This window comes from Streptomyces sp. NBC_00659 (genome assembly GCF_036226925.1).
Lineage (GTDB): Bacteria > Actinomycetota > Actinomycetes > Streptomycetales > Streptomycetaceae > Streptomyces.
Genome location: NZ_CP109031.1, coordinates 2,302,783 through 2,325,494, shown reverse-complemented (window position 1 = coordinate 2,325,494; position 22,712 = coordinate 2,302,783). Strand labels below are relative to the sequence as shown.

Sequence of the window (22,712 nt, the reverse complement as noted above, 5' to 3'; positions counted from 1 at the left end):
GCGATCGGCGCTCAGGGCCTGTCCGGCGTGATCCGCCGGTCAGGCCCTGAACGGCGGCGGGTCACCTGACGCGGCCCGCCGCCAGCACCACCTGGGCCAGTTCGCGATGACAGATGTCGCTGTGCGCACCCGACGGGGCGCCGCCCCGGCGCACCACCGAGGCGGCGTCGACGTTCACGCACCCCGAGACCGGGAGCCGGGTGCGCAGCGCCTCGGCGAGCGTGAACGACCTCGTCCCCGGCACCGCCTGCACCCCGTCGTGGCCCATCGCGCCCCACTGCGCGCCGAGCGCACGGCCGATGCCGAAGTCCGCCACGACGGACCGGCCGTCCCCCGCCATCCGCGAGGCCAGCGGGTAGACCGTGCCGAGCGCCGAGTCGAAGCGGGAGTAGCAGCACACCAGCGGGCCGTCTATCCGGTGGTACTGGCCGTCCAGCACACCGCTCGCGCGCGGATCGTGGGGCAGCCGCGGGGCGAACGCGTAGTGCGAGAAGGCTCCTTGGAGCAGCGTCACCGACTTCACCGCGCGCACCCCGGGCGGCAGTCCGCGCAGCGCGAAGGAGACCAGCCGGGCGCCGAAGCTGTGCCCGACCAGATGCACCCGCACGTCAGGTGCCGCCGCCGCGAGCTGGCCGACCGCCCGGCCGAGCCCGCGCTCGCCGACCGTGCCCGCGCGTCTCTTCATCGCGTAGTACGTCGCCTGGCGCAGCAGTTCGAGCGCTCCGTCCCACAGCCGGGGCAGCGCGAACGTCTCGGCACCGGGGGTCCCGGTCCCGGCGAGCGCCTGCGCGAACTCGGCGCACACCGTCGCGGTGTTCCCGAAGAGCATCTCGGGATCGCTCTCCGGTACGCCCTCGGCGAGGGTGTCTGCCGCGAAGGAGGCCCCCGGACCCCCCGGCCGGACCTCGACGAGCAGCCGTACGAGCCGGCCGAACTCCTCCAACGAGGCTCCCTCGTCAGGCTGTTGGTCGAGCAGCCGGGCGATCTGTTCGACCACGGTGGCGCGGCCGGGGAACACCTCCAGAAGGGCGTGCCGGGTGTTCTTGCCGAGCGGCGAGGCGCTGTCCCCGGTGACATCGGGGGCCACGGACGGGGAGAAGTCCGGGACCGGTTCGTCCGAGAACCGCATGGAGGGCCAGACCACCCCCACGTATCCGAGCCGAGCGGTGGGCGCGAGACCGGGGACGGGTTCGAGGAACTGGCTGAACAGGCGGGTGGCCGCCGAACGGTCGTTGTTCCACCCGTGCGCGAAGACGATCAGGTCGCGGACCTTTCGCCGCGGTACCTCCTCGAGCCACCGGTCCCGTCGGCGGCCGTCCACGTCCCCGTCCGCGTCGAAGGTCAGTTCCCAGTAGGGAGAAACGCTCACTGCCGGTTCCGTCATGTCAGGCCCCCTGACCCCGCGGGCGGTGCGATATGGGCGCATCGTCCACCCGGCGGGGAAAGTTGGCCATACATGACGACCTATCCGTCACGCAGACTCACTCGTTCGTGGAAGCGTGCTCTGCCCTACTTGTAGATGAGGTAGTGCTTCCGGACCCTGCGGAAGGCCTCCAACTCGTCCTGCCAGGCCGCCACGACCTCGTCGGTGCCGGCACCCGCGTCGATCATCGTGCGCACCAGCGTCGAGCCCGTCAGTTTGTCGATCCAGTTGTCGGAGCGCCAGGCGAAGCCGCTCCACACCTTCTTCGCTGTCACCAGCAGGGCGATCCCGGTACGGACGGGTTCGAACGCCGCCCGGTCGTGCACATGGATCTGGACGCCCCCGATGGTCTTTCCCTGGAACTTGGAGAAGGTGGGAGCGAAGTAGGCCTCTCTGAAGTGCACGCCGGGCAGCCGCAGTTCACCGGCCGCAGCGGCCCAGCGCCCGTCGATGCCCTCCGCGCCGAGCAGCTCGAAGGGGCGTGTCGTACCCCGTCCCTCCGACAGGTTCGTCCCCTCGAAGAGACAGGTCCCGGAGTACACCAGCGCGGTGTCCGGCGTCGGCATGTTGGGGCTCGGCGGCACCCAGGGCAGCCCGGACGTGTCGTAGAACCGGTCGCGTCTCCAGCCCGACATGAGCACGGTGTCCAGTTCCACGGGTGCCGCCAGGAACTCCCCGTTGAAGAGCCGGGCCAGCTCCGCCACCGTCATCCCGTGCGCCTGCGCGATCGGCTGCCGCCCGACGAACGTCGCGAACTCCTTGTGCAGGACGGGCCCTTGGGCCGAGCGCCCGGTGACCGGGTTCGGCCGGTCGAGGACCACGAACCGTTTCCCGGCGAGCCGCGCCGCCTCCATGCAGTCGTACAGCGTCCAGATGTACGTGTAGAAGCGTGCCCCCACGTCCTGGATGTCGAAGACGACGGTGTCCACGCCGGACGCGGTGAAGATGTCGGCGAGGGCCTGACCGCTCTTCACGTACGTGTCGTAGACGGGCAGTCCGGTCGCCGGATCGTCGTAGCGTCCCTCGGACCCGCCCGCCTGCGCGGTGCCCCGGAAACCGTGCTCGGGGCCGAAGACGGCGGTCAGGTCCACCCGGGCGTCGGCGTGCATGACGTCGACGATGTGCCGGACGTCGCGGGTGACGCCCGTGGGGTTGGTGACCATGCCGACGCGTCCGCCGCCCAGGAGGGCGTACCCGTCCCCGGCCAGACGCTCGAAGCCGGTGCGCAGCCGGGTGCCGGGGCTCGCGGTACGCGCCGCCGCTTCGGCGGGCAGGGGGGTCAGGGCGGTCGCGGCGGTGCCGGCCGCGAGCAGTGACCGTCGGGACATGCGCATGGTGGGACCTCCGTGATCGCGGAAGGCTGGCACAGGCACGCTAAGGGCTTGCGGGGGAAGTTCGTAGGGCGCGGACCCGACCGGCCTGTCGTGGCTCGTCACGGCGCCGTCCGCGCGGCGGCAGAGAACCCTTCCCTAGCCACATACCGACCGGTTAGTCTGGCGTCGCAGCAGAGCCGTGTCACGTCGCGTCGAAGGAGACCCGTGGTGGAAGCCATGCAGGGTGCGGGAGTCGTCGTCACCGGAGCGGGGGGCGGGATCGGGGCCGCGCTGGCCCGCCGTTTCGCCGCCGAGGGAGCTCGGGTCGTGGTCAACGACCTCGACGCGGCCAAGGTGAAGGCCGTGGCCGACGAGATCGGCGGCATCGCGGTCGTGGGCGACGCCTCCGCGATAGTGGCCGAGGCCCGCGACGCCCTCGACGGCTCCGTCGACGTCTACTGCGCGAACGCGGGAGTCGCCTCGGGCGGCTCCGAGGCGGCCGACGCGAGCGTGTGGGCCCTGGCCTGGGACGTCAACGTGATGGCCCATGTGCGCGCCGCCCACGCGCTGCTCCCGGACTGGCTGGAGCGCGGCAGCGGCCGGTTCGTCTCGACCGTCTCGGCCGCCGGACTGCTCACGATGATCGGCGCCGCGCCGTACAGCGTCACCAAGCACGGCGCGTACGCGTTCGCCGAGTGGCTGTCCCTGACGTACCGCCACCGCGGTGTGAAGGTGCACGCGATCTGCCCCCAGGGCGTGCGCACCGACATGCTGGAGGCCACCGGCAGCGCGGGCGACCTGGTGCTCCAGCCCACCGCCATCGAGCCCGAGGCCGTCGCCGACGCGCTCATGAAGGGCATCGAGGAGGACCGCTTCCTGGTCCTGCCGCACCCCGAGGTCGCCGGGTACTACCAGGCGCGGGCCGCCGACCCCGACCGCTGGATGACGAACATGAACCACCTCCAGCAGAAGTGGGAGACCGCCGAGTGACCCGCTACTCCGACAGGCCCTGGACGGCCCTGCTCAGCGAGGCGCAGCGCGGTCCGGTGAACCCCGCCGACACCCTGGTGCACGCCCTCGCGGACGTCGTCGCGCACACCCCGGACCGCACCGCGCTCGCCTACTTCGACGGACGGCTGAGCTACCGCGAACTCGACGAGCTGAGCGACTCCGTGGCCGGGCACCTCGCCGCCCGGGGCGTGGAACGCGGCGACCGCGTGGCGATCATGCTCCAGAACTCCCCGCACTTCGTGTTCGCCCTGCTCGGCGCGTGGAAGGCCGGCGCGACGGTCGTGCCGGTCAACCCGATGTACAAGTCCGGCGAGGTCCGGCACGTCCTGCACGACGCCGAGACGGTCGCCCTCGTCTGCTCCGACCGCGCCTGGGACGCGTATCTGCGCGAGGCCGCCGCAGACTCGCCCGTACGCGTCGTCCTGACGGCCTGCGAACGGGACCTCCAGACCCGCGATGACGAACGCGTGCTGGCCTTCGGGCGACTGCCCGTGGACGAGGCGGCCGACGACCTCCTCGCCGTCGCCCGGCACGGGCACAAGGCACCCGGCGACCGCGCCCTCGGCCCGTCCGACATCGCGCTGATCAGCTACACCTCGGGCACCAGCGGCACCCCCAAGGGAGCCACCAACACGCACGGCAACATCATGTACAACGCCGAGCGGCAGCGGACCGGCCTCGCGCTGCCCGAGGCGCCCGTGTACTTCGCGATGGCACCGCTGTTCCACATCACCGGGATGGTCTGCGAGCTCGCCGCCTGCCTCGACAGCGCGGGCACGCTGGTCCTCGCCTACCGCTTCGAGGCCGGGGTCGTCCTCGACGCCTTCGCCGAACACCGGCCGCTCTACACCGTCGGCCCCTCGACCGCCTTCATGGCGCTGGCCGCCCACCCGGACGTCACGCCGGACCACTTCTCCTCCTTCGTGAACATCTCCTCCGGCGGGGCCCCGCTGCCGCCCGCCCTCGTCGAACGGTTCCGGGCCGGCTTCGGGCCGTACATCCGCAACGGTTACGGGCTCACCGAGTGCACCGCGCCCTGCGCCTCCGTGCCGCCCGGCCTGGAGGCACCGGTGGACCCGGCCTCCGGCACCCTGGCCGTGGGCGTTCCCGGCCCGGAGTCGGTCGTACGTATCGTCGACGACCTCGGCCAGGAGGTTCCCTTCGGAGAACAGGGCGAGATCCTCGTCCGCGGCCCGCAGGTGGTGCCCGGCTACTGGCGCCGCCCCGAAGCCACCGCCGAGACCTTCCCGGACGGCGAACTGCACACCGGCGACATCGGCTTCATGGACGAGAACGGCTGGCTCTACGTCGTCGACCGGAAGAAGGACATGATCAACGCGTCCGGCTTCAAGGTGTGGCCGCGCGAGGTCGAGGACGTCCTGCACACCCACCCGGCGGTCCGGGAGGCGGCCGTCGTCGGGATCCCGGACGGCTACCGCGGGGAGACCGTCATGGCGTACATCAGCCTGCGGCCCGGAGCCGTCGAGGACCCCGACGCGCTGGCCGCGTACTGCAAGGAGAGACTGGCCGCCTACAAGTATCCGCGGCGGGTGGAGATCCTGCCCGAACTGCCGAAGACGGCGAGTGGGAAGATCCTTCGTCGGGAACTGCGTTCCCGGTCCGAGGACTCCCCGTAGTCTCCAGGACTCCTCGCAGACTCCTCGCGGACGACGGACATCGATGTGAACGCACGAAAGGCAGGTGGCGGCAGTGCCCAGGACGACGGACGGTGACGGTACGCCCGTCCCGCAGCGGCTCCTTGCCGCCGCCACCCGGCTCTTCGCCGAGCAGGGCTACGACCGCACCTCGGTGCAGGAGATCGTCGAGGCCGCGGGCGTCACCAAGGGGGCGCTGTACCACTACTTCGGCTCCAAGGACGACCTCCTGCACGAGGTCTACGCGCGCGTGCTGCGCCTCCAGCAGGAGCGGCTGGACGCCTTCGCGGACGCCGACGCGCCGGTCGAGGAGCGGCTGCGGCGCGCGGCGGCCGACGTGGTCGTCACGACCATCGACAATCTCGACGACGCCTCGATCTTCTTCCGGTCGATGCACCACCTGGGCCCCGAGAAGCTCAAGCAGGTGCGGTCCGAGCGGCGCCGCTACCACGAGCGCTTCCGCGCCCTGGTCGAGGAGGGCCAGAAGAAGGGCGTCTTCTCCACGGCCACCCCCGCCGACCTGGTCGTCGACTACCACTTCGGCTCGGTCCACCACCTGTCCACGTGGTACCGCCCCGACGGCCCCCTGGCCCCCCAGGAGGTCGCCGACCACCTGGCGGACCTGCTCTTGCGCGCCCTGCGCCCCTGACGACGTCTCGTCCTCAAACGCCGGAGGGGCTGAAGAATCAGCCCCTCCGGCGTTTGAGGAGCGGGGGGCCGGGGGCAGCGCCCCCGGGTACGGGACGAGAAGGGGCGGAGGGGGCGAGAAAGTCCCCCGCCCCGCCGGGCGTCACGCGTACTTCTTGATCTCCCGGTACGCCAGCGAGCGCTGGTGGACCTCGTCGGGACCGTCGGCGAGCTTCAGCGTCCGCGCGGCGGCCCACAGCTCGGCCAGCGGGAAGTCCTGGCTGACGCCGCCGGCACCGTGCAGCTGGACCGCCTTGTCGAGGATGTCCACGACCGCGCGCGGAGTGGCGATCTTGATGGCCTGGATCTCGGTGTGGGCGCCCTTGTTGCCGACGGTGTCCATCATCCAGGCGGTCTTCAGGACCAGCAGACGAAGCTGCTCGACGGTGACCCGGGCGTCGGCGATCCAGTTCTGCACGACACCCTGCTGGGCCAGCGGCTTGCCGAACGCCGTACGGGACACCGCCCGGCGGCACATCAGCTCGATGGCCCGCTCCGCCATGCCGATCAGCCTCATGCAGTGGTGGATCCGGCCCGGACCGAGCCGCGCCTGCGCGATGGCGAACCCGCCGCCCTCCTGGCCGATCAGGTTGCTCGCCGGGACGCGGACGTGATCGAAGACGACCTCCGCGTGGCCGCCGTGGGAGTGGTCCTCGTAGCCGTACACCTGCATCGCGCGCCGGACCTCCAGGCCCGGGGTGTCACGCGGGACCAGGATCATCGACTGCTGGCGGCGGATGTCGGCGCCGTCCGGATCCGTCTTGCCCATCACGATGAAGATCTTGCAGTCGGGGTTCATCGCCCCTGAGATGTACCACTTGCGGCCGGTGACGACGTACTCGTCGCCGTCCCGCTCGATGAGCGTGGTGATGTTCGTCGCGTCCGAGGAGGCGACCTCGGGCTCCGTCATCGCGAACGCGGAACGGATCTCCCCGGCGAGCAGCGGCTCCAGCCACTGCTTGCGCTGCGCCTCGTCACCGAACTGGGTGAGCACCTCCATGTTCCCGGTGTCCGGAGCGGCGCAGTTCAGCGCGGTGGGCGCCAGGTGCGGGCTGCGGCCGGTGATTTCGGCGAGCGGCGCGTACTGGAGGTTGGTCAGCCCGGCACCGTACTCGGAGTCCGGAAGGAAGAGGTTCCACAGACCCTGCCTGCGGGCCTCGGCCTTCAGCTCACCGACCACGGCGGGCGTGTCCCACGGCGAGGCCAGCAGGGCGCGCTGCTCCTCCGCGACGGCCTCCGCCGGATACACGTACTCGTCCATGAAGGCGAGCAGCTTCCCGCGCAGCTCTTCGGTGCGCGCGTCGAATGCGAAGTCCATGGCGGATCAGCCTTCCTGAAGGGTGGTCAGGCCGTGCTCGATGAAGACGGGAACCAGCTCGCCGATGCGGTCGAAGCCCGCGCCGACCGTCTGGCCCTTGGTGTAGCGGTAGTGGATGCCCTCCAGGATCACGGCGAGCTTGAACCAGGCGAAGGCCGTGTACCAGGAGACCGCGGAGACGTCGCGCCCCGAGCGCGCGGCGTACCGCTCGACGATCTCGGCTGCCGCCGGGTGCCCGGCGGCCGAAGCGGTCGTGCTGATGGGGGAGTTGGGCAGGTCCAGGGGCGTGCTGTACATGACGAGCAGTCCCAGGTCGGTGAGCGGATCGCCGAGGGTGGACATCTCCCAGTCCAGGATCGCCATGATCCGGTCGTCGGGTCCGATCAGCACGTTGTCCAGGCGGTAGTCGCCGTGCACGACGGTGGGTGCGGGGGAGGTGGGCAGTTCGCGGCCCAGGGCGGCGTGCAGCTCGTCGATGCCTGCGAGCTCACGGTTGCGGGAGGCGGCCAGCTGCTTGCCCCAGCGCCGCAGTTGCCGGTCGAGGAAGCCCTCGGGGCGGCCGAAGTCGGCGAGGCCGACCGCGGCGGGGTCCACCGCGTGCAGTTCGACCAGGGTGTCCACCAGGCCGAGCACGGCGTCGCGGGTGCGCTGCGGGCCGAGCGGGGCGAGCTGGTCGGCCGTGCGGAAGGGGGTGCCCTCCACGAACTCCATGACGTAGAACGGGGCGCCGAGCACCGACTCGTCCTCGCACAGCAGCACGGGGTCCGGGACCGGCACGGCTGTCGGGTGCAGGGCGCTGATCACCCGGTGCTCACGCCTCATGTCGTGCGCCGTGGCCAGCACATGGCCCAGCGGAGGCCGTCGTACGACCCACCGGGCGGTGCCGTCGGTGACCGCGTACGTGAGGTTCGACCGTCCGCCCTCGATCAGCCGGCCGCTCAGCGGGCCGTTCACCAGTCCGGGCCGCTCGCGGTCGAGCAGGCCGCGCAGCCGGTCGAGATCGAGACCTGGCGGGTGGTCCGGGCTCATCTGTCGCTCCTCAGCACACGGGTATCGGGACATGACCATGATGCCGACCAGTCGGTATGTCGTCCAGCCGCTGCGTCAAACGTGATCGGCGTCTCCCCCGGACGAGCGCCGCTCGGGGGCAGCCGGCACCTGGAGGACCCGACGCCCGGACCCGACAGCCGGAAGACCTGACACCTGGAGCCGACGCCGGGAAGACCCGACGCCTAGAACACCAGTGCCACGGCGAACACGGCCAGCGCCACCGTGCACAGTGCCGTCGCCGCGGCCAGCCGGGGCGCGAGTGCGGCCGGACCCGCCGGGCCCGCGGCCGCCAGCGTCCGGATGCGACGGTGGGCGAGAGCCAGGAACGCGAGCCAGGCGACGCAGCAGAACGAGAACGCCAGGATCCCGGCGGCCGAGTCCCGCTCGTGCAGGGCCGCCTTCGCGGCGAGCACCGCGGCGACGGTGCAGGAGAGGGTCGTACGGCGCCAGGCCAGCCGCGTGCGTTCCGGCTGGAGGCCCGGATCGCGCTCCTCCCGGAGAGGGGTGGTCATCCCGCCCAGCCGACGAGGACGACGACGATCATCGCGACCGCGACGACCGCGACGACGATGCTCAGCAGCGCCGGGAAGCGCGACACCGGCAGGTCCTCGTCCCGCCGCATCGCCCGCTCGCAGCGCACCCAGTGATTGACGGCCCGCAGCGCGCAGAGCACGCCCGCCGCCAGCAGCGCCAGGGCCAGACCCGCGCGCCAGGCCCAGCGCAGGTCCGGCAGGAACTGGTCCACGGCGAAGCCGCCGCCGATGAGTGCGAGCGCGGTGCGCAGCCAGGCCAGAAAAGTCCGCTCATTGGCCAGCGAGAACCGGTAGTCCGGGGTCTTGCCCTCGGACCGGATCTCCTGCGGCGCGAACCACAACCGGACATTGCGCACGAGTTCGATCACGCCCAGGACCCTACCGGGGAGCCTTACGACGGGCTCCTCCGGTGCTGAACCGACCGCGTTCGGCCGGGCGGATCAGTCCATCGCCGATCAGTCCATCGCCCGGTAGTCCGTGAGCCGCTCGTAGGCCGCCAGCCCGTCCGGCACCCACGTCCACTCCTCCAGCCGGCGCTCCACCTCGTCCTCGGTGAGGAAGTCGTGCCAGGCGACCTCCTCCGCCTGCGGGTTCACCGGAAGCTCGCAGCGGACCTCGTACACGGCCGACCACCAGCTCGCGCCGGCCCCGTCGTCGTACAGGAACTTGAACAGCGGAGTCGGCCGGGGGAGCCCCGAGACGCCGAGTTCCTCCTCGGCCTCGCGGAGCGCCGCGTCGTCGTAGGACTCGCCGGCGCCGACGACCCCGCCCACGAACATGTCGTAGAACGAGGGGAACACCAGTTTGGTGGGGGTGCGCCGATGGACGAAGAGCCGGCCCCGGGCGTCCCGCGCCTCGATGAACACGGCCCGGTGGCGCAGCCCGCGCGCGTACGCCTCCCCGCGCGGGGACTGCCCGATGATCTCGTCGTTCTCGTCCACGATGTCGAGGATCTCGTCAGCAGCACTCATGGGTTCCATCCAAGCAGCTCCGGGCTCCGCGGCGGCGGTCCTCGCGGCCGTCGGGGTGGTCTGCGGGCCCGTCGGGGTGGCGAGCCGGCGCATCCGGCCGGGGCGTGTGCCGGATGGCGTAGTGCGCGGCCTCGACGGCGTCCGGTGCCTCGACGGCCTCCGGGTACGGCATCACGGGGCCGGGCGGTCCGGGGCTCGCTCAGTGCGGCTGGACGGCTGCCGGGTACGGCGTCAGGGCCCGGGCCGTCCAGGGGCTCGCTCAGTGCGGCTGGAGGTCCCGGGAGTGTTCCGGTTCCGCGGTGCCCGAGGGCATCGCCGGGTGCATGCCCAGCAGGACGATCCCCGTCACGATGCCGGCGAGCCCCGCGGCCTGCCAGGCGAGGGCGCCCGCGTCGGTGCGCAGCTGGTCCCCGAGGAAGCCCACCCCGCAGACGATGCCCGCCAGCGGCTGGGCGGCGGTGAGCGCGGGCAGAGACATCCGCAGCGGCGCGGTCTCGAAGGCGCTCTGGACGAGGACCAGCCCCGTCACGCCGAGGACGAGCACCGCGTACGGCTGCCAGCTGGTGAGCAGCTCGGCCAGCCCGTCGGCACTGAACCGCTGGCCACTGACCCGGGTGAGCGCGTCCTGGAGGCCGTACAGCAGGCCGGCGGCGGTGGCGAGCAGCACGGGTCCGGCGCTCAGCCGGGACCGTTTCGCACAGGTGGTGAGCAGCACGGCGAGCCCGACCACGATCCCGATGATCAGCCAGTGCCGCAGCGGGTCGTCGACGGCGTCGCCGCCCTGTGGCTGCCCGGCCACGATGAACGCCGAGACACCGCCGGCGAGCAGCAGCAGCCCGGCCCAGCCCTGCCGGCCCAGCGGCTGTTTGGTCTGATGTCGGGAGAGCGCCAGCGCGAAGAGCAGGTTGGTGGCGAGGAGCGGTTCCACCAGCGAGACCTCGCCGTTGCCGAGCGCGATCGCCCCGAGGACCATGCCGCACACCATGAGCCCGATACCGCCCAGCCAGCGGGGGACCCGGATGAGGTCGAGCAGGATGCGCGGCGAGAGGAAGTCGCTGAGCGGGGCGTGCGAGGCGGCGTTCTGCTGGAGCACGAACCCGAATCCCAGGCAGCAGGCCGCGCTCACGGCGAGGACCAGAACCAGTACCGACACGCTGGGTACCTCGATGCGTCAGAAGTCGGGGCGGGCCAGTGTTGCGTATCCCGCCGACTGTAGTGCCATGGTCCGCGCGCCCGCCCCCGGGAACAACCGGAACCAGGCAGTTGACTCGGTCACCTTTCGTACCGAAGGATTCGGACCGATCAGTAACAAGTGCTGGTCGGCCGCGTGGCCGACCGGCATCGATGTCTCCCCAACCAGCGACGCCACCGATCGGTTCGTGACAAACGTCATCAGGTCGTCCCCCGTGACGCCGACCCGATCAGACCCGTCGGAATTGCCGAGAGGACGGGCCCATGGCCTACGACGCAGATGTGATCGTCATCGGAGCGGGCCTCGCCGGGCTCGCGGCGACCGCGGAGCTCGTCGACGCCGGCCGCAAGGTGATCCTCCTCGACCAGGAGCCCGAGCAGTCGATCGGAGGCCAGGCGCACTGGTCCTTCGGCGGGCTCTTCTTCGTCGACTCGCCCGAGCAGCGCCGCATGCGGATCAAGGACACCCACGAGCTGGCTCTCCAGGACTGGATGGGCACGGCCGCCTTCGACCGGCCGGAGGACCACTGGCCGCGCCGCTGGGCCGAGGCGTACGTCGACTTCGCGGCCGGCGAGAAGCGGCCCTGGCTGCACGCGCAGGGCGTGCGCTTCTTCCCCGTGGTGGGCTGGGCCGAGCGCGGCGGCTACGACGCCAACGGGCACGGCAACTCGGTGCCGCGCTTCCACATCACCTGGGGGACCGGGCCCGGCCTCGTCGCACCCTTCGAGCGCCGGGTACGGGAAGGGGTCGCCCGCGGACTGGTCGAGCTGCGGTTCCGGCACCGGGTCACCGGTCTGTCCCGCAGCGCGGGCTCCGTCGACACCGTCACCGGGGAGATCCTGGAGCCGTCCGGCATCGAACGCGGCCAGGCCAGCAGCCGTACGGTCACCGGCGCCTTCGAGCTCAGGGCCCAGGCCGTGATCGTCACCTCCGGCGGCATCGGCGGCAACCACGACCTCGTGCGCGCCAACTGGCCGGAGCGGCTGGGCACCCCGCCCGAGCGGATGATCTCCGGTGTCCCCGCCCACGTCGACGGAGCCATGCTCGGGATCGCGGAGGAGACCGGCGCCCGCCTCATCAACCGCGACCGCATGTGGCACTACACCGAGGGCATCCAGAACTGGAACCCCATCTGGGACAAGCACGGCATCCGCATCCTGCCGGGCCCCTCGTCCCTCTGGCTGGACGCGCGCGGCAACCGGCTGCCGGTCCCACTCTTCCCGGGCTTCGACACGCTCGGCACCCTCGAACACATCATGAAGACCGGGTACGACTACACCTGGTTCGTGCTCGACCAGAAGATCATCGGCAAGGAGTTCGCGCTCTCCGGCTCGGAGCAGAACCCCGACCTGACCGGCAAGTCGATCCGCGGCGTCCTCGGCCGGGCCCGCGCGGACGTGCCCGGACCGGTCAAGGCGTTCATGGACAACGGTGTCGACTTCGTCGTCGAGAAGGATCTCGGGGCGCTGGTGCGCGGGATGAACGCGCTCACCGAGAAGCCCCTCATCGACGAGGCGGCGCTGCGCCACGAGATCGTCGCGCGGGACCGGGAGATCGCCAACCCCTTCACCAAGGACCTTCAGGTCATGTCGATCCGTGGGGCACGCAACTACCTGGGCGACAAACTGATCCGCACCGCGCCCCTGCACCGCATCCTCGACCCCGCGGCCGGCCCGCTGATCGCGGTGCGGCTCAACATCCTGACCCGCAAGACCCTCGGCGGCCTGGAGACGGACCTCTCCTCGCGGGTGCTGACCGAGGGCGGCGACCCGCTGGAGGGGGTGTACGCCGCCGGTGAGGCCGCAGGTTTCGGCGGCGGCGGAGTCCACGGCTACCGCTCGCTGGAGGGCACCTTCCTCGGCGGCTGCCTCTTCTCCGGCCGCACGGCGGGCCGGGCGGCGGCCAAGGCGGTGAAGTGATCGCGTCCGTCGGTCCTGCCCGACTCTGATCGGGCCCGGCTCTGATCGCGCCGATCTGCAAGTCGCTCGACCCGGGCGGCCGTTGTCATCAGGACAGTGACGGCCGCCCGCGGCTCGGCGACAAGAGAGCCCGCCAAGTCGGTTGGACGAGGCGCCTGTTCAGGACTTTGCGGGACGGTGTGCAGGTAACTGGTGTGTACAAGTGGCCAGTTGACACGTGTAGTGACCGGGCCCGAGCTTGACTTGAACCCGTGGCTCCGGGTTTGCTGTGCGTGATCACCCTTTGACGAACCGCGCCTGTGAGGTTGAGCAGCGGTGTCACCACCCCCACCTCCCCTGGGCCGCGGCCGCAAGCGGACGTCCCAGGCCTTCGACGCCGCCCTCGACGACGCCGAACTCGCGACCGCACGCACCGCGTTGAACCAGGGGCGGTGGACCGACGTCCGGACGCTGCTCGCCGCGACCGGCGACGACTGGGACCGCCGCGGGCACCGTGTCACCGTCCTCGCGCAGGAGCCGGCGACGCTCGCCTGGGCCCGCGACTGGCAGCTGGCCGAACCGGAATCCGCCGACGCCGCCGTACTCCTCGGCTGTGCCACCGTGGAACGCGCCCTGCACGGCAAGGAGCGCCCCGACAGCGCCCGCGAGGCCTGCCGGCGGGCGGCGGCCCTCGCCCCCGACGACCCCACCCCCTGGCTCGGGCTCCTCCTCCTGGAGCGCTCGCTCGGAGCCGAGGACGACGTGGTCCGCCTCTTCGACGAGGTGCGCCACCGGCACGCCGTCCATCACCACGCGCACCACCTGATGGTCGCCCGGCTCGCCGAGCGCCGCGCCGCCGCGGGCCAGGACCCGCTGCACGAGGTCTACGACTTCGCCAACTGGTCGGCCGAGCAGGCGCCCGCCGACTCGCCGCTCGCGATCCTTCCGGTCGTCGCGCACGCCGAGCGCTTCCGCGTGCTCGCCGGCGCCGGCAGCGAGCCCGCCGACCCGGTCGCCTCCGGGCACTGGGCCGGACGCCGGGCCCGCCAGGTGATGAAGGCCGCGTTCGACTGGTGGCTGGAGTGGGAGCACGGCGATCACCCGCGCCGCCTCGTCGACCTCAACTTCCTTGCCCACGCCAAGATCTGCGAGGGCCGGGACGGCGAGGCCGCCGCCCTGTTCCTCCGGATCGCGGACCACCCGACGGCGGCTCCGTGGTCGTATCCGGACCTCGACGGACACCAAGCCTTCCGTGCCGCGCGCGACCGCGTGCTCGGCACGGTGTGATCGCCCCCGATGATCTGACATCCGAAAGGACGACCCCGCGATGACGACGGGCAGTTCGAGCACACCGAGTACGTCGAGCACGGGAAGACCGGACGCCGACGGCGCCGGCATCAGCACGTTCAAGGGACAGGACCGGGCCTTGCGCGCCGGCCGGCTGGGCACGGCGGGTCTGCTGCTGTCCGTTCTCGCGGCCACCGCCCCGCTCATGGTGGTCGCGGGTGTCATGCCCACCACATTCGCGGTGATGGGGATCGTCGGGCAGCCGCTGCTCTTCGTCATCCTCGGCATCGTCCTGGTGCTCTTCAGCGTCGGGTACGCCGAGATGAGCCGGCACGTCCACAACGCGGGCGCCTTCTACGCGTACATCTCGCGCGGGCTCGGCGGCACCCCGGGCGCGGGCGCGGCCGCGGTCGCCCTCGTCGCCTACAGCGCGCTCCAGGTCGGGATCTACGGCCTCTTCGGCTTCGAGGTCTCCGGGCTGTTCGCCACCTACTTCGACCTCGAAGTCGTCTGGTGGATACCGGCGTTGGTCGCCGTGCTCATCGTGGGCGCGCTGTCCTGGCTGAAGATCGACGTCAACGCGTGGGTGCTCGGCGTGCTGCTGGTCGTCGAGGTGATACTCGTCGTCGTCTTCGACATCGCGGCCGTCGGCGATCCCGCCGAGGCGGGTCTGTCGCTGCACGCCTTCAACCCGGACACGCTCACCGGAGCGGGCCTGGGCACCGCGCTGTGCTTCTGCATCGCCGCCTTCATCGGCTTCGAACAGGCCCCGGTGTACGCCGAGGAGACCAGCCGCCCGCACATCCTCGTGCCGCGCGTCATGTTCGTGGCCATCGGCTTCGTCGCCGTCTTCTTCGCGATCAGTTCCTGGGCGCTCACCGTCGCCACCGGCCCCTCCCAGATCATCGGGACGTCCCAGAAGCAGAGCGTCGGGCTGCTGTTCTTCCTCACCGAGTCACGGCTCGGCACCACGTTCAGCGACGTTCTGCACGTGCTGTTCGTGACCGGCATGTTCGCCGCGCTGCTCAGCTTCCACAACGTCGTGGCGCGGTACGCCTTCGCCATGGGCCGCGAGGGTCTGCTGCCCGCCGCCTTCGGCCGTACCTCCGAGTCCAGCGGCGCCCCCGGCACCGGCTCGCTCCTGCACACCGTCGTCTCGCTCATCGTGGTCGGCGGCTTCGCCCTGGCCGACGACAAGCCGGCCGGCGACCCGACCGCGCCCGTGCTCCAGCTCTTCACCTGGGGCGGCAACATCGGAGCACTCGGCGTCATCCTTCTGATGGCGTCCGCCTCGCTCTCGGTCATCGTGTTCTTCGTCCGCCGGGGCGCCGCCCGCGCCCAGGCCTGGCGGCTGGCCGCCACCGCGGTCGCGGGCGTCTCCCTGCTCGGCATCGCGGTCTACACGGTCAAGGACTTCGACGTACTCGTCGGCTCGGGGCCGGACTCCGTCCTGAACGTGCTACTGCCCGCCGTCATCGGGGTCGCGCTGGTCGCCGGACTCGTCCAGGGGCTGCTGCTGCGCTCCCGCAAGCCCGAGGCGCACGCCCGGATCGGCCTCGGCAACGAGGCGTTCCAGTTGGACAAGGCGGCCGAGTCCGCCACCTGATGAGGCCCTGCCGTCCTCTCAGGGGCCGATGTTCCCGGTCCGCGGGTGAGAAGAGATGACGGAACGCTGACGAGCACCCGCCACCGCTGGCCTTTTGGGGGTCGCGGGTGCTCGAATCAAGGGGTGAACACTGAAAGGCCCGGGGAACCGGACCCGGAGCGACCGAGGCCACGGGAACCCGAGCGGCCGGAGCCCCGCGAGCCGGAACGCCCCGAACCACGGGAACCGGAAGACCGCGAGGAACTCGAGGCTCGCGACGACCGTGAAGTCCGCGAGGCCGGTGAGGTCCGTACGGGACGCGAGGAACACGAGGAACACGAGGCGTCCGGAGAGCGCGGCAGGCCCATCGGCCGCCGGGTGCTGCTCGGCACGCTCGGACTCGGCGCCCTCGGCCTGGTGACCGCGCCCACGCTCCAGCGCGCGATGGACGCCTTCCTCGCCGGTGCCTCCCAGAAGGACCCCACCGGCCTGACGGGGCTCTTGCCCAACGGCGGCGGCTTCCGCTACTACTCGGTGGCGGCGTCCGTCCCCCACAAGAACGAGACGAACTACCGTCTCACCGTCGACGGACTGGTCGACCGACCCACCAGCTACACCCTCGCCGACCTGCGCGCCCTGCCCCAGACCCGGCTGGTGCACGACGTCCAGTGCGTCACCGGCTGGCGGGTTCCGAGCACCCCCTTCGAGGGCGTACGCCTGTCGCATCTCCTGGACGCCGCCGGGGTGCACCACTCGGCCGGCGCCATCCGCTTCACCTGCTTCGACGGGACGTACACGGAGAGCCTCACCATGCGCCAGGCCCGGCGCCCGGACGTCCTGGTGGCCCTGCGCATGCAGGACAAGCCCGTCGGCCACAACCACGGCGGTCCCGTCCGTCTCTATGTGGCCCCGATGTACTTCTACAAATCCGCCAAGTGGCTCTCCGGCATCACCGTCACCGAGGACGTCCGTCCCGGGTACTGGGAGGACCGGGGGTACGACGTCGACGCCTGGGTCGGCCGTTCGAACGGACGCGACGATGAACCCACGAGCTGACGCGTCGCCGGCCGGAGCCGTGCACTCCTCCCGCGTACGGCGCTTCACCCGGGCCGAGCACTGGGTGCACCGGGTCACCGGCGCGCTGATGGGCGTGTGCGTGGCCACCGCGGCCTGTCTGTACATCCCTCAGTTCGCCGAACTCGTCGGCCGCCGCGAACTCGTCGTCCGCGTCCACGAATGGGCCGGTCTGATGCTGCCGGTCCCGGTCCTCGCGGGCCTCGTCTCCCGGGCGTTCCGCCGCGACCTGGGTTTCCTGAACCGCTTCGGCCCGCACGACCGGGTGTGGCTGCGGGCGGCACTGCGCCGAGACAAGGACCCGGAGTCCCGTCCGGCGGGCAAGTTCAACGCGGGGCAGAAGATCTACGCGGCCTGGATCGCGGGGGCGACCCTGGTGATGCTGGGCACCGGTCTGCTGATGTGGTTCACCCACCTCGCCCCGCTGATGTGGCGCACCTCGGCGACCTTCGTCCACGACTGGCTGGCCCTCACCGTCGGCATCGTCCTCGCGGGCCACATCGGTATGGCGCTGGGCGACCCGGAGGCGCGGCGGGGCCTGCGCACGGGATTGGTGAGCCGGGTGTGGGCGGACCGCGAACATCCGCTGTGGCGGCCGTGAGCAGAGGCTGACGGGCCGATCGGCCCATCGGCCAGAGACGGTCGATTTGGCACTCCGGCAGGCCGACGATGGCGGTGAAGGCCGATACAGGGCGCGGCAGAGGAGGGTGTCACATCCGTGGCGGTGTGAGGTCGTCGAGCGCAGTCACGGCCCGCTCGGTGATCTCGGCGGGGTCGCCGGACACGTCCACCTCGACGCCCGCCTCGTCCGCCGTCAGCGGCTGGAGCGTGGCGAACTGCGAGTCCAGGAGCACTGTAGGCATGAAGTGCCCCGTGCGGTGCGACATCCGGTCTTCGATGAGTTCACGGGTACCGGTCAGATGGACGAAGACGATCCCGGGCGCCGCCGCCCGCAGCCGGTCCCGGTAGGCGCGCTTGAGCGCCGAGCCGCTGACCACACCGCCGAGCCCGGCCCGGTCGTGCGCCCAGCGCCCGATGGCGTCCAGCCACGGCCACCGGTCGTCGTCGGTCAGCGGCGTCCCGGCCGTCATCTTGGCGATGTTCGCCTGCGGGTGGAAGTCGTCGCCCTCGGCGTACGGCACGCCGAGCCGGGCCGCGAGCAGCGGGCCGATGGTGGTCTTTCCGGTGCCCGCGACACCCATGACCACGACGACAAAGGGGGTCGGCAACTGCTGCTCCTAGGGTGTGTATGAGGGTGTTTTGGTGCGGGTGCTTGAGTGTCGGCGGCTTGCGTCCATGCCGGGTCCGGAAACTGAACGAGAGTTCTTGTTTCGCATGCGTGACCTTTATGTATAGCTGGTCGTTGGCTGTGGTGACGGGATCTTCGGACCGGGGGTGAGTGGGTTGCGGGTGGTGGGGGCATCGTTCGTGGTGCCCGGTCCGTCGGGTGTCGCGGTCCGGGATCGGCTCAAGGGCCTCACCGTCGAGGACGAGTCGGTGCTGCAGCTGGTCGGCGACCACCTGGGTTCGCTGGCGTCCCGGGATCTCAAAGCACGGTGTACGGCCGGTCTGAAGCACGACAACGAGGGGTGGGCGTCGCGTAAGCGTGTCCTGACGGAGGAGTCGTCGTCACGGTGGGCGGGGTCGCTGACGAAGGCCGCGCATGATCAGTGGGCGCTGGCCAGGCGTAGCCAGCAGGCGCATATTCAGCAGTTGGAAACCGGCGTGCGGACGATCCGGCACCGGCTGTCGCTCCCCCTCGGAGGGAAGGGTTCGAGGCGCGCTGGTGGTGGTTACCGGAGTCGGCGGGAGTGGCACGCCAAGGCGCGTCGGCTGCGGGTGCTGGAGGACCGGCTGGAGCGGGCGCGGGCCGACTGGGCGGCCGGTCGGGTGCGGGTGGTGCGGGGCGGGAAACGACTGCTCAATTCTCGCCACCATCTGGAACAGGCCCAGCTTACCGAGCCGGTATGGCGAGCCCGGTGGGAGGCGGCACGCCGGTTTTTGCAGGCGGACGGCGAGTCCGGCAAGCGGTACGGCAACGAGACCCTCCGGGTCAACCCCGACGGGCAGGTCAGCATCCGGCTCCCGGCCCCGCTTGCCCATCTCGCCAACGCCCCGCACGGCCGCTACGTCTTCACCGCGCGGGTGTCGTTCGCCCACCGGGGCGAGACATGGCGCGACCGCGTCCACGCCAACCGGGCAGTGGCCTACCGCATCCACGAGGACACCGGCCGAGCCCGCTGGTATTTGACCGCTTCCTGGACCATCCCACCTGTCCCCAACGTGCCCCTGGCGGCTGTGCGGGCCGGTGGCCTGATCGGCGTGGACACCAACGCCGATCACCTGGCGGCCTGGCGGTTGGACCAGCATGGCAACCCGGTCGGCGCCCCGTGCCGCTTCGACTACATCCTGTCCGGCACCACACAGCACCGCGACGCCCAGGTACGCCACGCCCTCACCCGCCTCCTGCACTGGGTCAGACGGCACCACCTCGCGATCGCCGTCGAAGACCTCGACTTCACCGCCGAGACCAGCCGGGAGAAACACGGCCACCGCAAACACTTCCGCAAGCTGATCTCCGGCATGCCCGTCGCCCGGCTGCGCGCCCGCCTGGTGTCCATGGCCACCGAACTCGGCATCCCGCTGGTCGCGGTCGATCCCGCCTACACCTCCCGCTGGGGCGCCCAGCACTGGCAGAAACCCCTCACCACCAGCAGACGCACCACCACCCGCCACGACGCTGCCGCCGTGGCCATCGGAAGGCGCGCCCTGGGGCATCCGATCAGGCGTCGGACGGCACCGCCCCGTACCCACCAGAGCGATGGGCACGGGCATCGGACCGTCCAGGCCGAACCGGACACTCCACGGCGTGAGGGACCCCGCCCCCGCATTCCCGGACCACGGACACGATCCGTGCCGCCCGGACGCGGAGCGAACACGGGCAACCAGAACGCCCAACACCGTCCGGGGCGTTCGACTGAGCATGGGTTCTGGCAACAGGACTCACTCCCGCTCAGCCCATAGGAACGGTGGGACTGTGCTGCATCGCGTCTTCGTCGACATCTGATACCGACGATACTGAAACGCATTAGGTACGACGAATTCAAGAGTATGTGACATATAAGTCTGACTTTTTATTCGTGGTGTATGCCTCGTACCCTGACCCCATGAGCACACGGGGCCGGGGCCTGCACGGACACGTACTGGAGACCCTCGGACCGGCGATCACGGCGGGCGACTACCCGCCGGGCAGCGTGCTGCGCACCGACGAACTCGCACAGCGCTTCGAGGTGTCACGCTCCGTGATGCGCGAGGCGGTCCGGGTGCTCGAATCCATGTACCTGGTCGAGTCCCGCCGCCGCGTGGGCGTGACGGTCCGTCCCAAGTCCGAGTGGAACGTCTACGATCCCCAGGTCATCCGCTGGCGACTGGCCGGCGCCGACCGTCCCCACCAGCTGCGTTCCCTCACCGTCCTGCGCTCGGCGATCGAACCCGTCGCCGCGGGACTGGCCGCCCGGCACGCCACCGCGGAGCAGTGCGCGGAGCTCACCGAGTGCGCGCTCGGCATGGTCGCCACCTCACGCGGACACCAGCTGGAGGGGTATCTCGTCCACGACGTCGCCTTCCACCGGGTGATTCTCAGGGCGTCGGGCAACGAGATGTTCGCCCGCCTCGGAGACGTCGTCGCGGAGGTCCTGTCCGGCCGCACCCATCACGAGGTCATGTTCGAGGACCCCGACCCCGCCGCCGTCACCCTGCACGTCCAGCTCGCCGAGGCCGTCCGCGAGGGCGACGCCGTCCGCGCCGAGAAGCTCACCCGCGAGATCACGGTCGGCGCGCTCCAGGAACTGGACGTCCTGGCCCCCTGACCGGAGCACCCCGGGGCCGGTCCGGGTCAGTCGAGGAACTCCCCGTCCACGTACACCCAGGCCCCGTCCACCCGCTCGAACCGGCTCCGCTCGTGCAGCGAACCGCCCCGGTAGGAGGCCCGGAAGGTCACGGTCCCCGTGGTGTGGAACGCCGAACCCTGACCCGTGTCCAGGATCTCCAGGCCGGTCCACCGCATCCCGGGATCGAAGTCCACCCGGGCCGGCCGCGTCCGCGGATGCCAGGTCACCAGCAGATACCCCTCGTCCTCCTTGACGAAGGCGCAGTAACGCGACCGCATCAGCGCCTCGGCGCTCGGCGCCGCGGCCTCACCGCGATGGAAGCGCCCGCAGCAGCGCGCGTACGGCTCGGCGAGCCCGCAGGGACAGGAACGGCTGGTCATCGCGTCATTCTCCCCGGACCCGGGCCGGGTCCGTGCTCGGGGGCGGAAAGGTCGGCGGATGGGCGGGCCGGGCGGGAAACTGCGGGGCCGCCTCCGGCAACGGTGGCAGCGCCGTCTCGTACAGCCACGCCGTGAAGAGCTCGTCCAGCGGCTCGGCCGCGTAGCGCGAGACGTGCGCGGTGAAGACGGACGTGGTGACCGTGCCGCCCCGGTGCAGCGTCGCCCAGCCGCGCAGCATGCGGAAGAAGGCCTCGTCGCCCATCGCGCAGCGGATCGCGTGCACGGTGAGCCCGCCGCGCTCGTAGAGCCGGTCGTCGAACATCAGCTTGCGGCCCGGGTCGGACAGCAGCAGATCCTGCGGCAGCGTGGACAGCTTCCGGTGCGCGGCGGCGGCCAGCTGACGCGCCGGGCGGCCGCCGGAGCGCTCCGACCACAGCCACTCGGCGTACTTCGCGAGCCCCTCGTTCAGCCAGATGTGCCGCCAGTCCGCGATCGTCACGCTGTTGCCGAACCACTGGTGCGCCAGCTCGTGCGCGATCAGCCGCTCCGAACCCCGCGACCCGTCCAGATGGTTGGCGCCGAACAGCGACAGACCCTGCGCCTCGACCGGGACGTCGAGCTCCTCCTCGGTCACCACCACCGCGTACTCGCCGAAGGGATACGGCCCGAAGAGGCCCTGGAACAGCTCCATCATCGCGGGCTGCCGCGCGAAGTCCCGGGAGAACTCCGGGAGCAGCTGCGCGGGCAGGTGCCCGGACTGCGGTACGCCCCCGAGGCCCGGGTCGCCGAGCAGCACCGTCTGGTACTTGCCTATCGACAGGCCCACCAGATAGCTGGAGGTCGGCGCCGACTGCTCGTACACCCAGGTGGTCGTCGACGCCTTCGTCGTCCGCGTCAGCAGACGCCCGCCGGCCACCACCGCGTACGCGGACGGCGTGGTGACCGAGATCTGGTACGCGGCCTTGTCGGCCGGCCGGTCGTTGCACGGATACCAGGACGGCGAACCGATCGGCTGGCTCGCCACCAGCGCCCCGTCCTCCAGCTCCTCCCAGCCGATCCCGCCCCAGGGGCTGTTGACCGGCTTGGGGTTGCCCGACCAGTGCACCTCGACGGTGAAGGCGGCGCCGGCCCGTATCGGCTTCGGCGGACGGATACGCAGCCTGCCGCCCCGGTGCGTGTAGTGCGGGGCCTTGCCGTCGACACGGACCCGGCCGATCCGGAAGTCCGCCAGGTTCAGCTGGAACTCGGGCAGCGCGGAACGGCCCGCTATGGCGTTGATCCGCGCGGTGCCGGAGAGCCGGTTCGGGCCGGGGCGGTAGTCCAGCGCCAGCTCGTACCGGTGCACCCGGTAACGGGGATCTCCGTTCGCCGGGAAATAGGGGTCCGGTCCCGCTGTCTGCTGAACGCTCACCGCTGCGACTGCTCCCTGCCCTGTGCTCGACGTG

21 protein-coding genes are annotated in these 22,712 nt (G+C 71.2%); 10 read left to right on the top strand and 11 right to left on the bottom strand.

Annotated elements, in window-relative coordinates; all coding sequences use genetic code 11:
* Positions 1–61: 61 nt before the first annotated feature.
* Positions 62–1,384, bottom strand: coding sequence for a serine-threonine protein kinase (locus tag OG410_RS10005; RefSeq protein ID WP_329298791.1), 1,323 nt, complete (start codon positions 1,382–1,384; stop codon positions 62–64).
* Between the two features lie 125 nt (positions 1,385–1,509).
* Entirely contained in the window at positions 1,510–2,757 is a 1,248-nt protein-coding gene (locus OG410_RS10000) for an exo-beta-N-acetylmuramidase NamZ family protein (RefSeq protein WP_329298790.1), read from the bottom strand.
* Between the two features lie 204 nt (positions 2,758–2,961).
* On the opposite strand from OG410_RS10000, the gene OG410_RS09995 reads away from it, so the two are divergent.
* The 3 genes from OG410_RS09995 (at position 2,962) to OG410_RS09985 (ending at position 6,051) form a co-directional block, all read left to right on the top strand.
* Positions 2,962–3,726, top strand: coding sequence for an SDR family oxidoreductase (locus OG410_RS09995; RefSeq protein WP_329298789.1), 765 nt, complete (start codon positions 2,962–2,964; stop codon positions 3,724–3,726).
* Positions 3,723–5,384, top strand: coding sequence for a class I adenylate-forming enzyme family protein (locus OG410_RS09990; protein ID WP_329298788.1), 1,662 nt, complete (start codon positions 3,723–3,725; stop codon positions 5,382–5,384). Before OG410_RS09995 ends, OG410_RS09990 begins: the two co-directional genes overlap by 4 nt.
* Positions 5,385–5,457: 73 nt before the next feature.
* Complete coding sequence (locus OG410_RS09985; protein WP_328454182.1) at positions 5,458–6,051, top strand: TetR/AcrR family transcriptional regulator; 594 nt, start codon at positions 5,458–5,460, stop codon at positions 6,049–6,051.
* 141 nt (positions 6,052–6,192) lie between these two features.
* Here OG410_RS09985 and OG410_RS09980 read toward each other — a convergent pair whose 3' ends face one another.
* The 6 genes from OG410_RS09980 to OG410_RS09955 form a co-directional block, all read right to left on the bottom strand.
* Positions 6,193–7,407 (bottom strand): acyl-CoA dehydrogenase family protein, encoded by a 1,215-nt coding sequence (locus OG410_RS09980; RefSeq protein ID WP_329298787.1) that lies wholly within the window; start codon positions 7,405–7,407, stop codon positions 6,193–6,195.
* A gap of 6 nt (positions 7,408–7,413) precedes the next feature.
* Entirely contained in the window at positions 7,414–8,436 is a 1,023-nt protein-coding gene (locus OG410_RS09975) for a phosphotransferase family protein (RefSeq protein ID WP_329298786.1), read from the bottom strand.
* 203 nt (positions 8,437–8,639) lie between these two features.
* Positions 8,640–8,969, bottom strand: coding sequence for a DUF202 domain-containing protein (locus tag OG410_RS09970; RefSeq protein ID WP_329298785.1), 330 nt, complete (start codon positions 8,967–8,969; stop codon positions 8,640–8,642).
* Positions 8,966–9,358 (bottom strand): YidH family protein, encoded by a 393-nt coding sequence (locus OG410_RS09965; RefSeq protein WP_329298784.1) that lies wholly within the window; start codon positions 9,356–9,358, stop codon positions 8,966–8,968. Before OG410_RS09965 ends, OG410_RS09970 begins: the two co-directional genes overlap by 4 nt.
* Positions 9,359–9,445: 87 nt before the next feature.
* On the bottom strand, positions 9,446–9,961 hold the full coding sequence (locus OG410_RS09960) for an NUDIX hydrolase (RefSeq protein WP_329298783.1): 516 nt from the start codon (positions 9,959–9,961) through the stop codon (positions 9,446–9,448).
* 259 nt (positions 9,962–10,220) lie between these two features.
* Complete coding sequence (locus tag OG410_RS09955; RefSeq protein WP_329298782.1) at positions 10,221–11,114, bottom strand: DMT family transporter; 894 nt, start codon at positions 11,112–11,114, stop codon at positions 10,221–10,223.
* A gap of 302 nt (positions 11,115–11,416) precedes the next feature.
* Between OG410_RS09955 and OG410_RS09950 the strand changes: the two genes are divergently transcribed.
* From OG410_RS09950 to OG410_RS09930, 5 genes are all read left to right on the top strand, one after another.
* Complete coding sequence (locus tag OG410_RS09950) at positions 11,417–13,072, top strand: FAD-binding dehydrogenase (protein ID WP_329298781.1); 1,656 nt, start codon at positions 11,417–11,419, stop codon at positions 13,070–13,072.
* A 315-nt stretch (positions 13,073–13,387) separates the two neighbouring features.
* Positions 13,388–14,338, top strand: coding sequence for a hypothetical protein (locus tag OG410_RS09945; RefSeq protein ID WP_329298780.1), 951 nt, complete (start codon positions 13,388–13,390; stop codon positions 14,336–14,338).
* A gap of 40 nt (positions 14,339–14,378) precedes the next feature.
* Positions 14,379–15,944 carry an APC family permease gene (locus OG410_RS09940; RefSeq protein WP_326788724.1) on the top strand — a complete coding sequence of 522 codons (1,566 nt, stop codon included), beginning with the start codon at positions 14,379–14,381 and terminating at the stop codon, positions 15,942–15,944.
* Between the two features lie 345 nt (positions 15,945–16,289).
* The gene (locus OG410_RS09935; RefSeq protein WP_329304075.1) at positions 16,290–16,979 is read left to right on the top strand and encodes a molybdopterin-dependent oxidoreductase; all 690 of its coding nucleotides are present in this window, start codon (positions 16,290–16,292) and stop codon (positions 16,977–16,979) included.
* Positions 16,963–17,598, top strand: a complete 636-nt coding sequence (locus tag OG410_RS09930) for a cytochrome b/b6 domain-containing protein (protein ID WP_329298779.1) — start codon at positions 16,963–16,965, stop codon at positions 17,596–17,598. The genes OG410_RS09935 and OG410_RS09930 overlap by 17 nt, the downstream gene beginning before the upstream one ends.
* Before the next feature lie 109 nt (positions 17,599–17,707).
* Here OG410_RS09930 and OG410_RS09925 read toward each other — a convergent pair whose 3' ends face one another.
* Positions 17,708–18,226 (bottom strand): gluconokinase, encoded by a 519-nt coding sequence (locus tag OG410_RS09925; RefSeq protein WP_329298778.1) that lies wholly within the window; start codon positions 18,224–18,226, stop codon positions 17,708–17,710.
* Between the two features lie 166 nt (positions 18,227–18,392).
* On the opposite strand from OG410_RS09925, the gene OG410_RS09920 reads away from it, so the two are divergent.
* Together OG410_RS09920 and OG410_RS09915 are read left to right on the top strand one after the other, a co-directional pair.
* Positions 18,393–20,021: a transposase gene (locus OG410_RS09920; protein ID WP_329298777.1), complete on the top strand. Its 1,629-nt coding sequence runs from the start codon at positions 18,393–18,395 to the stop codon at positions 20,019–20,021.
* 143 nt (positions 20,022–20,164) lie between these two features.
* Positions 20,165–20,866, top strand: coding sequence for a FadR/GntR family transcriptional regulator (locus OG410_RS09915; protein WP_329298776.1), 702 nt, complete (start codon positions 20,165–20,167; stop codon positions 20,864–20,866).
* A gap of 26 nt (positions 20,867–20,892) precedes the next feature.
* On the opposite strand, the gene OG410_RS09910 is transcribed toward OG410_RS09915, so the two are convergent.
* A complete protein-coding gene (locus tag OG410_RS09910) occupies positions 20,893–21,267 on the bottom strand; it encodes a YchJ family protein (RefSeq protein WP_329298775.1) in 375 nt (124 codons plus the stop codon).
* A 4-nt stretch (positions 21,268–21,271) separates the two neighbouring features.
* Complete coding sequence (locus OG410_RS09905; RefSeq protein ID WP_329298774.1) at positions 21,272–22,678, bottom strand: M1 family metallopeptidase; 1,407 nt, start codon at positions 22,676–22,678, stop codon at positions 21,272–21,274.
* Positions 22,679–22,712: the final 34 nt, after the last annotated feature.

Coding starts and splice junctions, on each gene's coding strand:
- OG410_RS09910 (WP_329298775.1), bottom strand. CDS start 21,267: ATGACCAGCCGTTCCTGTCCCTGCGGGCTCGCCGAGCCGTACGCGCGC.
- OG410_RS09960 (WP_329298783.1), bottom strand. CDS start 9,961: ATGAGTGCTGCTGACGAGATCCTCGACATCGTGGACGAGAACGACGAG.
- OG410_RS09950 (WP_329298781.1), top strand. CDS start 11,417: ATGGCCTACGACGCAGATGTGATCGTCATCGGAGCGGGCCTCGCCGGG.
- OG410_RS10005 (WP_329298791.1), bottom strand. CDS start 1,384: ATGACGGAACCGGCAGTGAGCGTTTCTCCCTACTGGGAACTGACCTTC.
- OG410_RS09980 (WP_329298787.1), bottom strand. CDS start 7,407: ATGGACTTCGCATTCGACGCGCGCACCGAAGAGCTGCGCGGGAAGCTG.
- OG410_RS09915 (WP_329298776.1), top strand. CDS start 20,165: ATGAGCACACGGGGCCGGGGCCTGCACGGACACGTACTGGAGACCCTC.
- OG410_RS09975 (WP_329298786.1), bottom strand. CDS start 8,436: ATGAGCCCGGACCACCCGCCAGGTCTCGATCTCGACCGGCTGCGCGGC.
- OG410_RS09930 (WP_329298779.1), top strand. CDS start 16,963: ATGAACCCACGAGCTGACGCGTCGCCGGCCGGAGCCGTGCACTCCTCC.
- OG410_RS09970 (WP_329298785.1), bottom strand. CDS start 8,969: ATGACCACCCCTCTCCGGGAGGAGCGCGATCCGGGCCTCCAGCCGGAA.
- OG410_RS09940 (WP_326788724.1), top strand. CDS start 14,379: ATGACGACGGGCAGTTCGAGCACACCGAGTACGTCGAGCACGGGAAGA.
- OG410_RS10000 (WP_329298790.1), bottom strand. CDS start 2,757: ATGCGCATGTCCCGACGGTCACTGCTCGCGGCCGGCACCGCCGCGACC.